Annotated in this window: 12 protein-coding genes; 8 read left to right on the top strand and 4 right to left on the bottom strand. The window is 62.2% G+C overall.

Annotation, left to right across the window (positions count from 1 at the left end):
• Positions 1 to 29 precede the first annotated feature (29 nt).
• Together Q7U49_RS00345 and Q7U49_RS00350 are read right to left on the bottom strand one after the other, a co-directional pair.
• Entirely contained in the window at positions 30 to 2,642 is a 2,613-nt protein-coding gene (locus Q7U49_RS00345; protein WP_304761644.1) for a diguanylate cyclase domain-containing protein, read from the bottom strand.
• Between the two features lie 149 nt (positions 2,643 to 2,791).
• Entirely contained in the window at positions 2,792 to 4,156 is a 1,365-nt protein-coding gene (locus tag Q7U49_RS00350) for a beta/gamma crystallin-related protein (RefSeq protein WP_304761646.1), read from the bottom strand.
• A gap of 201 nt (positions 4,157 to 4,357) precedes the next feature.
• On the opposite strand from Q7U49_RS00350, the gene Q7U49_RS00355 reads away from it, so the two are divergent.
• The 8 genes from Q7U49_RS00355 to Q7U49_RS00390 all read left to right on the top strand — a co-directional run bounded on the left by Q7U49_RS00355 (position 4,358) and on the right by Q7U49_RS00390 (position 11,841).
• On the top strand, positions 4,358 to 5,575 hold the full coding sequence (locus Q7U49_RS00355; protein ID WP_304761648.1) for a multidrug effflux MFS transporter: 1,218 nt from the start codon (positions 4,358 to 4,360) through the stop codon (positions 5,573 to 5,575).
• A 4-nt stretch (positions 5,576 to 5,579) separates the two neighbouring features.
• Complete coding sequence (gene miaA, locus Q7U49_RS00360; RefSeq protein WP_304761649.1) at positions 5,580 to 6,554, top strand: tRNA (adenosine(37)-N6)-dimethylallyltransferase MiaA; 975 nt, start codon at positions 5,580 to 5,582, stop codon at positions 6,552 to 6,554.
• Positions 6,551 to 7,213, top strand: a complete 663-nt coding sequence (locus Q7U49_RS00365) for an ABC transporter ATP-binding protein (protein WP_304761651.1) — start codon at positions 6,551 to 6,553, stop codon at positions 7,211 to 7,213. The genes miaA and Q7U49_RS00365 overlap by 4 nt, the downstream gene beginning before the upstream one ends.
• On the top strand, positions 7,197 to 8,933 hold the full coding sequence (gene pabB / locus Q7U49_RS00370) for an aminodeoxychorismate synthase component I (protein WP_304761653.1): 1,737 nt from the start codon (positions 7,197 to 7,199) through the stop codon (positions 8,931 to 8,933). Before Q7U49_RS00365 ends, pabB begins: the two co-directional genes overlap by 17 nt.
• 40 nt (positions 8,934 to 8,973) lie before the next feature.
• Positions 8,974 to 9,267, top strand: a complete 294-nt coding sequence (locus Q7U49_RS00375; protein WP_304761654.1) for an antibiotic biosynthesis monooxygenase — start codon at positions 8,974 to 8,976, stop codon at positions 9,265 to 9,267.
• 93 nt (positions 9,268 to 9,360) lie between these two features.
• A complete protein-coding gene (locus Q7U49_RS00380; protein WP_304761656.1) occupies positions 9,361 to 9,861 on the top strand; it encodes a c-type cytochrome in 501 nt (166 codons plus the stop codon).
• Between the two features lie 14 nt (positions 9,862 to 9,875).
• Positions 9,876 to 10,826, top strand: coding sequence for a thiamine pyrophosphate-dependent dehydrogenase E1 component subunit alpha (locus Q7U49_RS00385; RefSeq protein WP_304761658.1), 951 nt, complete (start codon positions 9,876 to 9,878; stop codon positions 10,824 to 10,826).
• 13 nt (positions 10,827 to 10,839) lie between these two features.
• Positions 10,840 to 11,841 (top strand): alpha-ketoacid dehydrogenase subunit beta, encoded by a 1,002-nt coding sequence (locus Q7U49_RS00390; RefSeq protein WP_304761660.1) that lies wholly within the window; start codon positions 10,840 to 10,842, stop codon positions 11,839 to 11,841.
• Here the strand turns inward: Q7U49_RS00390 and Q7U49_RS00395 are convergent.
• Entirely contained in the window at positions 11,838 to 13,151 is a 1,314-nt protein-coding gene (locus Q7U49_RS00395) for a GAF domain-containing protein (RefSeq protein ID WP_304761661.1), read from the bottom strand. The genes Q7U49_RS00390 and Q7U49_RS00395 overlap by 4 nt on opposite strands.
• Positions 13,148 to 13,702 (bottom strand): hypothetical protein, encoded by a 555-nt coding sequence (locus Q7U49_RS00400; protein WP_304761663.1) that lies wholly within the window; start codon positions 13,700 to 13,702, stop codon positions 13,148 to 13,150. Before Q7U49_RS00400 ends, Q7U49_RS00395 begins: the two co-directional genes overlap by 4 nt.
• Positions 13,703 to 13,790: the final 88 nt, after the last annotated feature.

Genomic DNA, 13,790 nt, shown 5'->3' on the forward strand with positions numbered 1-13,790 from the left:
ACGGCAGTGACCCCACTTGCCGGGACGACCTACCCGGCGTCTGGGCGTGATCGTTGACTGAAAAAGTGGACTCTATTGCGGCCTGCGGCTTTGGCCTGGTACATGGCCATATCGGCCTGCTTCAATAGGTCTTCGGGCAACGCCTTGTCATTGACCAGCAGCGCCACGCCAATGCTGGCTGACAGGCTCCAGGTGACATCAGGCAAGACAAATGGCTGTGCCATGGCCTGCAAAATCTTGTTGGCCACCGCTTGCGCCCCGGCATGCGCCAGATCGGCATCGTCGCTCAACTGCGCCAAGGCCACCACAAACTCGTCGCCCCCCAGGCGCGCGACCGTATCGATCTCACGCACGCAGGCCTGCAGGCGCTGCGCCACCTGAATCAACAACTCATCGCCCTGGTCGTGGCCGTAGCTGTCATTGAGCAGTTTGAACCGGTCCAGATCCAGAAACAGCACCGCCGCCACCTGGTTGTTGCGCGCCCGCATCGCGCTCAATTGCTGCAAGCGATCCAGCAGCAGGCGGCGATTGGGCAGTTGCGTCAACGGATCAAAAAACGCCAGTTTGCGAATATCTTCGTCGAACCGCTTGCGCAAGGTGACGTCGGTATGCATCGACACATAGTGCGTGACCTGGCCCTGCGGATTTTTCACCGCGGTGATCGACAACCAGTCCGGGTACATATCGCCATTCTTACGCCGGTTCCAGACCTCCCCCTCCCAATGGCCGGTCTGCGTCAGACTGTGCCACATGGCCTGGTAAAACACCGGGTCATGGCGGCCAGACCTGAGTATGTTGCTGGATTGCCCGACCGCCTCGTCAAAACCGTACCCGGTCAAGGCCACAAAAGCGTGATTCACCCGCAAAATACGTAAATCTGCCGAACTGACCACCATGGAGGCGCTGGACTCAAACGCCACGGCCGCCACCCGCTGCGCTTCTTCGGCCTGGATGCGCTCGGTGATGTCAAAAATTGCCCCATGAAAGACCACACTGCCATCCTCACGCTTTTGCGGCACGGCGCGGCCACCGCGCCAACGCACGGTGCCGTCAGGCAGCTTCAATCGGTATTCCGTTTGCCAGTGTGTCAAGTGGGTCGCGGCCTGCTGGATCGACTGCTTGACCCTGGCGACATCGTCTGGATGTTGCCAGGCAAAAACCAGCGACGCATCGCGCTGCACCTGCTCCAGCGTCAGCCCATAAAAATCCAGAAAATGCTTGGACAAATACGAAAAGTGCATACGCCCGTCGGTGTCCACCGTGAACTGAAACAACTCGGCAGGCACCTGGTCGGTGAGGTCTCGTAACAAAGCCTGGCTTTGCTGCACGGCCAGCTCCAGCCGTTTTTGTTCGCTGCGATCGACTTCGGTACCCATCATCCGCAAGGCCCGTCCTGCCGCATCACGCGCAACCACCTGCCCGCGCGCCATCAAATGCACCCAATGCCCATCCTGGTGGCGCAACCGGTGCTCCAGCAGCAAACGCGGTACTTCTCCTCTAAGCACTGGCGGCAAGCGCTCGGCCAACATCGGCCTGTCGTCCGGGTGCAGGAGTTCGGCAAACAGATTGTTGTCAAGTGTCCGCTCGCCGGGCACAACGCCCAGCATGGCCCACAAGCGATCATCCATCGCCATCTTGCCGGTAACCAAATCCCAGGTCCACAGCGCCAGTCCGCCACTGTCAAGCGCCAGGGTCATCTGCTTGTGACTCTGCGCCAATTGTTGATGTTGCTGCTGGACGAGGTAACGATCCCAGGAAAAAAATGCAGCGAAACCCAGCAACAACAAGCTGCCCAGGCTTGCCAGCAGCCAGTTCAGTCGATTCGTCTGCTGCCCCGCCTGAAGGTACTCTTGTTTGCCCAAGGCCACCGACACATAGAGTGGAAAATCGGACACCTGCCTGAAGTGGTACAAGCGCGGCACGGTCACGGTGTCCCCATCAAAAAAACCTTCCGCTGGCGCTTGCGGAAAAGCCATTTCGATCACCCCCCCTGTTGGCAGCTTGTCGCGCTGCGCCAGGACCCTGCCATCACGCCCGAGCAGCATCGCATTGCCTTGCTGCCCCAAATCCAGACTGGCGTAAAAACTGGCAAAGTAACCGGCGTCCAGCGACACCACCGCCACCCCGGCAAAGCCGCCATCAGGTTGACTGATGCGCCGGGTGAGCTGAATCGTCCATTTATTGGAGACCCGCCCCAGCATCGGTTGCGAAACAAAAAGTTCATTGCCTGCGCGTGCCACATGCACCTTGAAGTACTCCCGGTCGGCCAAATTGACAGCCGGGGTTTGGGGCAAGTTGCTCAAGCGAAAAATACCTTGGGCATCGATGATGCCCACCTGGTGCAACAAATCCACATCCACGGCACCTTCACGCACCAAGGCGGCCAGATCAAGCGCCATGCCATCGCGCAGGTAAAGCGCGCGAATAATTTGCAGCGTCTGGTCAGCCGCGTGCAGCGTGCGGTTGGCATGCTGCTGGCTCAGCTGTGACAGGTTGGCCAGTTCACGCCGGGCGCTGCGCTCAGACTCCTGCAAATGGGCTTGCGTGACCTGGCGCGTCAGCAGCAACAACGCCAACACAACGACCACAGCCAAACTCCATGCCACCAGATGCGGCAGACGAATTTTCCAATGCGGACTCAACGGCGATCCCTTAGTAATAAACAGTGTCTCTTGTGCGCTGAGTTTAAGCGCTCGGCGCCTGGCTTATCTGCTGCAAATCGTTAGCGCCGCTGCGCACCATGCAAAAGCGACCCCGAAGGGCCGCTTTTGCATGGTCGATGGTACAGGCCCTAGTTACGGGGCTCACCCCGCTCGTTGACGGTCACGGTGGCTCCGGGCGGAGCGCTCATCTGGGTGCGGTGTTCCTGACCCCGAAAGGTGTAACTGACATCCCAATACTGGGCCTGGGCCCGGTTCGGGATGCTTTCGCAACGCTGCACATCCTGGGTCGCGGTTTCGGTCCGACCCATGTTGGCGCCAAGGGCGGCCCCGGCGATCAGGCCACCGGCAGTGGCGATGTCCTTGCCGCTACCGCCACCCACCTGGTGACCCAGAATGCCACCAATGAGGGCACCTGCAATCGCACCAGGAATATTGGCGCTGCCTTGCGTCTGGGCGACTTGCCCGGGCTCGACCCAGCAGCGCTGCTCAGGGGTTCCGACCACGGCACGCACCGAGGTTACATTGGCCTCATAGAGCCGCTCATTGCTGCGCTGACGGTAGTCAGGTCCGGCAACAGGCTGGTAGCGATTGTCATCATTGCGTGCGTCCTGGCTGACGGCGCGAACCGACGAGACACGGTCATTCAAGCCCATGGCCGACATCGAAGGATATTGTCCCGGGCGCAACACAACGCATCGGCCGCCGTAGCGAACATCGTCACACAACTCCCAAGGTCCGCCGGTGACCACCACCGAAGAAGCGCGGTCATTGAAGTTTTTTTGCACAAAGTTGTCAACTGGCTGAAGCGTGGTGAACGAACGGCCGGTAAAACCATCGTTTTCATAAAAAGTGACCTGTCCGCTGGCCGCAGCGGGCGCATAACGGTCTTCATCCGCACGTGCTTCCCGGCTGGCCAGCCGCACCGACGAAACACGGTCGTTCAGGCGCATGGCGGTCATGGAGGGGTACTGTCCCTGACGCAGGACGACACAACGTCCCCTGAACTGGTTGTCTTCACACAGCTCCCAGGGACCACCCACCACAACCACCGAGGACGCACGGTCATTGAACTGGTTGCGATTGAGGTTCCTGACCTGCGTGTTGGTCAGGAAAGAGCGGCCGCTAAAGCTTTCGTTTTCGTAGAAGGTGATTTGCGGTGTGACCGCAGGGGGCGCATTGTTGCGCACCGCCCGCACCGACGACACGCGGTCGTTCAAGCCCATCGCGGCCAGGGAAGGATACTGGCCCGGTTGCAGGACGGCACAACGACCACCGAACTGGTTATTTTCACAAACCTCCCAGTTGTCTTTGGTCACCACCACAGATGAAGCACGGTCGTTGAAGCCGTAACGCTCGAAATTCCCGATCTGGCTCTCGGTGGTGAAGGACCGGCCTTGAAAGCCGTCCCGCTCATAAAAGGTAACCTGTGCCATGGCCTGGCTGGCGAGCGCCACAGCCGTCAGTGCCAGGGCGTTTTTCAAATAGGATTTCATTGGTCGTTTCTCCAGAAAGTTAGGGTCAGCTGCCAAGTTACGGCTGCTATGTCCTGCCACCGTGGGATTCAAGTGACACAAGGCAGACTGTCGTTGCCCCCTGGGTTTGTGTCTGTGCGCCAGCATACAAAGCCAGACGGCATGAGGTGCTGGTGCCTGACGGATGGGAAAACAGCCGTGCCATCTGCTACGCTTGAAGGCATGCCAAACCACGCCACTGCCACAGCCATGCCACCCGCTGTGATCGTCCTGCTGTTGTCGCTGCTGCTCGGACTGCAGCCCATCACCACCGACCTGTATTTGCCTGCACTGCCGGTGCTCACCGCCGGCTTTGGCGCGCCCATGCAGCAGGCGCAATTGACGCTGACGGCACTGCTGCTGGCGTTTGGGGTCTCGCAACTGGTGTGGGGGCCACTGTCCGACCGCTTTGGCAGACGACCCATTTTGCTCATTGGCCTGAGCGCTTACGTGCTGGCGGCCGTGGGCAGCGCGCTGGCGCCCAGCATGACTGCCTTGATTGTGTGGCGCACGGTGCAAGGTGCGGCCATGGGCGCGGGGGTCATGTGCGCACGCGCCATCGTGCGCGACCTGTACGCCCCGGCACAAGGCGCGGGCGTGATGAGCAAGGGTTTGAGCGGCCTGGGCGTGATTGCTTTTTTGAGTGCCCCCTTGGGCGGACTGATGACCGAGGCGTTCAACTGGCGGTTTGCCCTGCTGTCGCTGGCGGTCTTTGGTGCGGTCGCTCTGGGGCTGATCGCTTGGCGTTTTGAAGAAACCTTGCAGCGCAAAAACCCAGCGGCGCTGCAAACCGCCACCTTGATGAGCACCTGGAAAAGCATCCTGCGCCATCCGACCTTTCTGGCATTCTCGGCACTGTCTGCGTCATCCTACGGCGGTCTATTCACGTTTTTGGCGACCTCGTCGTTCGTTTTCATGAACGTGCTGGGTTTGAGCAAGACGCATTACGGCGCGCTCATGGCACTGAACTCGCTGGCCTATATTGGCGGCACTTTTTTGTGCCGCCATTGGCTGCCCCGCTTTGGCGTGCGCCGCTCACTCAAATGGGCCGGTGTACTGTCGCTGGCTGGCGGCACGCTGATGGCTGGGCTCAGCCTGGCTGGCATGCAAAACGTGTGGGCCATCATGCTGCCGCAGTTGCTGTTTATCGTGGGGCATGGCATTCACCAACCCTGTGGCCAAAGCGGCGCGGTGGGGCCGTTCCCGCACGCGGCCGGTGCGGCGTCGGCCTTGAACGGATTTTTGATGATGCTCGCCGCCTTTGCCATGGGCAGTTGGCTCGGGAACCACATGGACGGCACCGTGCTGCCGCTCACGCTGGGCGTGTGGTTCTGGAGCGCCCTGATTGCGCTGTCGGCCTGGACCCTGGTGCAAAAATACGGGGAACCCCATGCAGCCTGAATCCATGACTTCCACTGCTTCACGGTCCGCCCTGCCCCGCCACCTGGCATTGGCCGGCCCCACCGCGTCTGGCAAAACAGCGGCTGCGCTGGCCATTGCACAAGCCTGGCCGGTGGAGATCATCAGTGTCGATTCGGCGCTGGTGTACCGGGGCATGGACATTGGCACGGCCAAACCCAGCGCGGCCGAACTGGCCGCCGTGCCGCACCACCTGATCAACATCCGCGACCCACGGCAGGCCTACAGCGCCGCCGAGTTTGTGACTGACGCCCGGCAGTTGATGGCCGACATCACGACGCGCGGCCGACTGCCGCTGCTGGTGGGCGGCACCATGCTGTACTTCAAGGCGCTGCGCGAGGGTCTGGACGACATGCCCCGTGCCGACCCGGCCATTCGTGCCGACATCGAAGCGCGGGCACTTGGTGTGGGCTGGCCTGCCCTGCACGCCGAGCTGGCGCAGCTTGACCCGGTCACGGCCGCACGGCTGGCCCCGGCAGACTCCCAGCGCATTTCCCGGGCACTGGAGGTGTACCGCATCAGCGGGCGACCGCTGTCCTCATTTCAAACCAGACTGGCTGCCCAAGACGAGGCCCCGGTGCACGATCCAGACCACCTGCTGATTTCCCTGGAACCACAAGACCGCGCCTGGCTGCACCAGCGCATTGCACAGCGCTTCGATGCCATGCTGGCGAGCGGTTTTCTGGACGAGGTCCGGGCCTTGCGTGCACGCGGCGACTTGCACCCTGACCTGCCCTCGATGCGCTGCGTCGGCTACCGCCAGGCTTGGGAAGCATTGGATGGTTTATGGCCCATGAGCGAACTGCGTGACAAGGGCATTGCCGCCACACGCCAGCTCGCCAAGCGCCAGATCACCTGGCTGCGCTCCACCCATCAGCGCCAGGTGGTGGCCTGCGATGCGCCCGATGCCCTGGAGCAGGTGTTGGCGCGGACGAAATGTTTTATTGAAGGCCCACCATGACCTTGACCATCAACAAATTGAGCAAGCGCTACGACCAGACGCCAGTCTTCAGCCAGGTTTCTCTGCGTGTGGCCCCCGGTGAATTTGTCGCCATCGTCGGCGAGTCGGGCGTGGGCAAGTCCACCTTGCTCAACTGCATGGCGGGGCTGGACGCGTGGGACAGTGGCAGCGTGCTGCTCGACGGGCAGGACCTGGGCGCGCTCAGCGACGAGCAACTGGCGCGCCTGCGCCGGGAGAAAAACGGTTTTGTCTTTCAGGCCTTTCACGTGTTGCCGCACCTGAGCGTGGCGCAAAACGTGGCCTTGCCGTTAATGCTGCTGGGCCAGCATGACGACGCGCGGGTCCAGGCCATGCTGGATGCCGTGGGCCTGGGCGGCTTGGGCGAACGCTTGCCACAGCAACTCAGCGGCGGCCAGTTGCAGCGCGTGGCGATCGCCCGGGCCCTGGTGCACCGCCCCATACTGCTGCTGGCGGACGAACCCACCGGCAACCTCGACCCCAGCACCGCCGCGCTGGTGATGAATGCGCTGGTCGGGCAAACGCGACAGCACGGTGCTGCCATGGTGCTGGTGACGCATTCGCTGGCGGCGGCAGAGCGCGCCGACCGGGTGCTCAAACTCACCCCCGAGGGGCTGGTTTCAAATGCAAGTCCTGATTGATTTTTGCGACCCGCACGGTCAACAGGCCGCCTTGCGCTGTGCTTTCGACGCGCCTGTGCAGACCCTGGTAGCGCACACGCCCCACCAGGTCAAGCCGCTGCTGGACGCCGTCGACGCGCTGTCCCAACAAGGCTTGTGGTGCGTGGGTTATGTGCGTTACGAGGCTGCGCCGGCGTTTGATGCCGCGCTCAAAGTGCATGCATCAGACGGCCCGCTGGCCTGGTTCGGCGTCTATGCCCAAACCCTGCCGTGGCCCGACGAGGCGGCCAATGACGCCGATAAAAATGACGCCACCCGCGTGTTATGGCAAGGCAGCCTGGACCGGGCAAACTTTGATGCAGCCATGAACAACATCCACCAGGCCATCGCGGCCGGTGACCTGTACCAGGTCAACTACACCGCGCCGCTATATGGTGAGTTTTCTGGCGCTGCGCAAACGCTTTTCAAGCGCCTGCACCGGGCCCAACCGCAAGGCTACGCGGCCTACATCGACAGCGGTTTCGAGCAAGTGCTGTCGGTCTCGCCCGAGCTGTTTTTTGACTGGCAGGACGGTCAGCTGCTGACTCGCCCGATGAAGGGCACGGCGCCGCGTGGCGACAGCGTGGAACATGACAAAACGCTGGCCGCCGCGCTGGTAGCCTCGCCCAAGGAGCGCGCCGAGAACGTCATGATTGTCGATTTGCTGCGCAATGACGTGTCGCGCGTGGCGCAGCCGCACAGTGTCAAGGTGCCGCGTCTTTTTACTGTGCAAACGCTGCCCACGGTGCTGCAAATGGTGTCCGACGTGACCGCCGTCACCCGACCCGGCACCAGCTTATGCGATGTGTTCAGCGCGCTGTTTCCGTGCGGTTCGGTCACCGGCGCACCCAAGGTGCAGGCCATGCGCATGATTCAAGACCTGGAACCCGCCCCGCGCGGCATTTACTGCGGTGCCATCGGGGTGGTGCGCCCGGGTGGCCACGCCACTTTCAACGTGGCGATCCGCAGCGTCACTTTGCAAGGCGCAAAGGCAACGTGTGGCATTGGCAGCGGCATCACCTTTGACGCCACGGCAGAGGCCGAGTGGCAGGAATGGCGCGTCAAACGCGGCTTTCTGGAGCGCGCCAGCGAACCCTTCCAGTTGCTGGAAACTCTGCGGCTGGAAGCTGGCGTTTTTCACCACTTGGAGGCGCACTTGGCGCGATTGAAGCGGGCGGCGTCACACTTCGCCTATCCGTTCGACGAATCCGACATCCGCCAGGTCTTGCGTAATCTGATAACCGATGAATCAGCCTGGCGGGTCCGTCTTTTGCTCGACGACCAAGGCTACCCACGAGCTCAGACCTTTGCGCTACCACCTTCTCCAGCGCCGGTGACGCTGCAATTGGCAGACCGGCCTTTTGATCACGCGCACAGCGAGTTCACGCGTTTCAAAACCACGCACCGCGCCCATTACGAGGCCTTTGCCCCGACCGACCCGGCCGTCTTCGACACCCTGCTCTACAACGACGCCGGCGAGCTGACCGAATGCACGCGCGGCAATATCGCCTTGCGGATTGATGGCCGCTGGGTGACACCGCCACTGCGCTGCGGCTTGCTCGACGGCATCGGGCGCGAGTTGTATTTGAAGGAAGGCCGCCTGCATGAAGCCGTGGTACGGGTTGACGACCTGCCGCGCGTGCAAGCGCTGGCCTTCATCAACAGCTTGCGCGGCTGGCTGGACGCCCGGCTGCTCAGATAATGTCAGCGCAGATCACCCTAAAAATTCCGAGGAAACAGACATGTTCGTCGTCATTTTTCGCGCCAAGGTTCGCAGCACTGACAGCGAATACACCCAGGTCGCAGCGCGCATGCGCGAGCTGGCACTGGGTCAGTTCGGCTGCCTTGAATTTACCGCAGTGACCGAAGGCCAGGACGAAATTGCCCTGTCTTATTGGCCTTCCGAGGAACACATCCGGGCCTGGAAGTCACACGCTGAGCATGTGCTGGCCCAGCAACTTGGCCGCGAACGCTGGTACGAATCCTATGTGGTGCAAGTGGCCGAAATCACCCGGGAATACAAATCCAGGCTTTAAGAAACTTTTAGGGTTCACTTAAGCATCATTTAGCAAACAGTTTTTTTTGGCCGGCCTACCATTCTCCTTCGTTAATCAACCAAGGAGAGATCCATGAAATTTGCGCATTCGTTACTGGGCTTCGGCTTTGCCGCCTTGCTCGCTGCACCGGTTTCGGCCAGCGACACACTCAACACCAACATGGTCGAACGCGGCCGCTACATCATCGCCACGAGCGGCTGCAACGACTGCCATACGCCCGGTTACATGCAAAAGGACGGCAACGTGCCAGAGTCCGAATGGCTGACCGGCGAGGGCATCGGATGGCAAGGACCATGGGGCACGACCTATCCGGCCAACCTGCGTCTTTCGCTCAGTCAACTGACGGAGCCGCAATGGCTCGACCGTGCTCGCGGCGCGTTCCGTCCGCCCATGCCGGGCTTCAACCTGCGCGCGATGACCGACGCCGACCTCAAGGCCATCTACCACTACGTGAAAAGTTTGCCGGTCAAGGGTGGTCCGTCGCCGGCCTATGTGCCGCCGGGCGGGCAGGTCGCCACCCCCTATTTGGATTTGACGCCCAAAAATCTGCCCAAGCAGACAGCCGCCCGATGAGCAAGGAATCCACCATGAACGAAGTCATCGACAACGACGCCTTGCGCGCCATGCTGGAAACCATGCTGACGATCCGCACCTACGAGGAAAAGGCCGCTGCCATGCAGGCTGCCGGTCAAGCCGCCGGCACCTGCACCTCGGTTGGCCAGGAAGCCGCCGCCGTCGGCGTGGTCGCGGCATTGGGCGCTGACGACTTCATCCTCACCAACCACCGCAGCGCCGGCCACCTGCTCGCGCGCGGCGCCGACCCGGCGCGCATCTATGCCGAAGTGCTCGGCAAGGCCACTGGCTACTGCAAGGGCAAGAGTGGTTCGTTGCACGTTTCGGCGAAGGAACTTGGCGTGGTGCTCACGTCCACCATCGTCGGCGCGGAACTCTCGCTCGCCGCCGGCGTGGGCCTGGCCGCCTCCATGCAGGAACGCAACAACGTGGTGGCCTGCTTTTTTGGCGACGGCGCCGCCTGCGAGGGTTCGTTCCACGAGTCGCTCAACCTTGCCTCCGTGTGGAAGCTGCCGATTCTGTACGTGTGCGAAAACAACCAGTGGCAGGCCTTCGTGCATCGACGCGAGACCATGCCCATGGACCACGTCAGCACCTGGGCCGCGTCGCACGGCATGCCCGTAGCCACCGTGGACGGCAACGACGTGGAAGCGGTGTACCGCGCCGCGCAAGTCGGCATCGCCCACGTCAAGGCCACCGGACAGCCGTATTTCCTCGAAACCTGCACCTACCGCACGCGCGGCCATTTCGAGCCGGACGACCAGGCTTATGTGGACAAGAGCGAACTCGCCGCCTGGCGCGCGAAGGACCCGATCGATCGCCTGCAGCAAAAATTGCAATTGAATGCGGCGGAGTTCCAGGCCGTCAACCAACGCGTGCTTGAGCGCATCGAGGCCGCCTGGGACACGGCCGTGGCCGCGCCCTATCCCAGCTTCTCTGAACTGACCACCGATGTCTACGCCTAAGGAGAACAACACCATGCAAACCCTCACCATCCACGACGCCATCGGCCAGGCCATCGCCGAGGAAATGCGCCGCGATCCTAGCGTGATGATGTTCGGCGAAGGTGTCGCCACCAAGCGCGGCGACCTTCTGCAGGAATTCGGCAACAAGCGCATTCGCAACACACCGCTCGCCGAAGGCATCATCGCCGGCGCGGCCGTGGGTGCTTCCGCCATGGGCATGCGCCCGGTGATCGACCTGCTGTTCGCGCCCTTTCTCACGCTAGCCATGGACGAACTCGTCAACAGCGCCGGCAAGCTGCGCTACCTATCGGGCGGTCAGTTCAAATTTCCGCTGGTGGCCATGGCCATGACCGGCACCGGCTGGGCCGTGGGTGCGCAGCACAACCACAACCTGGAAGCCTGGTTCGTGCACAGTCCCGGCCTCAAGGTGGTGATGCCCTCCACCGCCGCCGACTTCAAAGGCCTGATGAAAACTGCCATCCGCGACGACAACCCGGTGCTGTTCTTTGTGGAAATGGCCATGACTTACGAGACCGGTGACGTGCCTGACGGCGAGCACCTCGTGCCATTGGGCCGCGCCGCCGTGCGCCGCACCGGCAGTGACATCACGCTCATCTCCTACGGCAAGACCGTGCGCGCCTGCGAGAAGGCAACGTCGCTGCTCGCCGAAAAGGGTGTGTTCGCCGAAGTCATCGACCTGCGCTCGCTCAAGCCGCTGGACGAAGATGCGATTCTCGCTTCAGTGCGCAAGACCGGCCGCGTGCTGGTGGTGCACGAAGCCAACCGCATGTGTGGTGTGGGCGCTGAAGTCGCCGCGATTGTTGCAGAGAAGGCATTCGATGCGCTCAAGGCACCGGTGCTGCGCCTCACCAGCCCGGATGTGCCGGCACCCTCGAGCTATCCACTGGAACTCGCGTTCGCGCCGCAGGCGGATGCCATCATGGCCGCCGCTGAAAGCCTGTTGGTGCAATCCACTAACAAAGCCGAACCTGCGCTGGCCGTGAATGCAGGCTAGCAGTCCAGCTTTACCGGCCGGTCCACCGCCAGCCTGAAGCGGCCGCGCCCGGTTTTTTCGATGCGCAGATAGGGGCAACGCTCAGCCAGACGGCGTTGCAAAAGAATCAGCCGCGCTTCCAGGTTGTCGCTGATGTCTGGCAAGCGCAGCGAAGCATCGAGCCGCAGTTCGCGGTTGGAAAATTCGCTGCGCCCCCGGGCATGGCCGAACAGGAGTTTCCACAAGATGGCCCCGGCCACGCCCTTGATCAGATACTCGCCGTCGACAAACACGCTGTTGTCGGCGGGGTAGATCTTGACCATCACTTCCGCGCCGCTCGACACAATGGCCTCAGGCGCGTCAGGCTGGTCGTCGCCGCTTTCGCTGTTCTGCTCGAAAAGCTGCATGGCGAAACCCAGCTGGCCTGTGATCGCCATCAACGCATCCTCGTCTTCGTAGGTGAAACGCAGCTTCTGCTCGCTTTCCGCGTACAGCACACCGAGCAAGCGGCCGCTGGCCATGATGGGCAGCGCCACCTGGCTGTGCGGCTCGGCCAAACCCGGAAAAGGAATTTCCTTTTCTCCACCCTCACCCAAGCTGTCGCGCAGGGCCAGGCTATAGGCGTAGTCGCCGGTCAGGAAGGCGATGCGAATCGGCGTCTGCTGCTGTGCGGCCACCCCGATCACGCCTGCACCCAGCGCCACTTCCGAACCGGCGCCGGATTTCGCGTAGCCCCGGCTCGCCACGGTATAGAGGCGATCATTGGCAGCATCGAGCACCAGCACCATGGCGTGTTCGATGCCGAAATGCCGTGCAAGGCCTGCCAGCAGCTCGTCCAGCAGCGACGACAAATCAGCGCATTGCGCCATGCGCTCCGAGCAGGCACGCAAGGCCGGCATGCGGTTCGTCGGCATGGAGCCGCATTCCGGGGCAACGGGATCGGTGCACGCGACGTCGAGCACGCGGTAGACATCGGAACCGCGCAACCTGAATACTTTGCTCATGCCCGTCAGCGAAGCCACGCCAGCGAGCCGCGCCTTCATGTACTCAAACAGCGGGCCCTCGGTCTCGGTGCGCATGTATTGCAGCGCCAGCTGGTACTGGATGCCGGTGGCCGGGTCGATGACCTGGGCCTGGGCAAAGGGATTGGCCAGCACGTTCTCGCGCGTCTTGCTGAAGAACTGGAAGGACAAGGCCACGTGGTCGCTGTCCACGTAATGCACCTGCGAAAGATAGGCCACATTGGGCGTCCCGTCGGATGCGCAAGTAGCGATCTGTGCCGGCTGGGCACCCTCGAAGCAGTGGCGCAAGGATTCGAGCGTGATGTTCATGACTTCGACCCCAGTTTCTCGCCCGCATTCGGGCCCGGGGTCTGATCGAACATGGCCTCCGGCTCAAACACGACCGCGACGGCGCTTTCAGAACCGGCGAGAAGCTGGCGGGTGAATTCGGCCGAATAAGCCAGTTGCTCCAGCTCGGCGACGAAAGATTCCTGGTACGCCACCATCTCCCGCCGGTCTTCGTCCGACAGCGGCCCGACCTCCCGCACCTGCCCTTTGAACTGCAGCGTCTGGTGGGTCTTGGGTCGCGTGACCGCCAGAGCGATGGCACCGTTCTCGCGCAGGCATGCCAATACCCGGCTCGAATGCGTCTCGCTCAGGAACACCGTCAACGTGCGTCGGTCGGGAGATACGCGGATGCCGAGCCCGCGCGCCAGCGCAGGCCGGTGCAGCGCGTCACGCCCGGCGACGTTCATGGAGGTAAAACGCTGGACGAAGGCGGCGTTCACCTCGCTCAGCAGGGGAAGGTCGTCGGCGTGGGCTTTCACTGAAGGCGGCTGAATTTTCTTGTCCGTTTCGGAAGCATTTATAGAATCGCGCATGAGATGCAGTGACAGTGGAACAGACAATGGTGGACCCGAACAATACACCCTCCCTGCATGCGGGGCAAGCTTGAGGTGGCGTCAACAT

It is taken from the genome of Rhodoferax sp. (assembly GCF_030653815.1).
Classification (GTDB): domain Bacteria; phylum Pseudomonadota; class Gammaproteobacteria; order Burkholderiales; family Burkholderiaceae_C; genus Rhodoferax.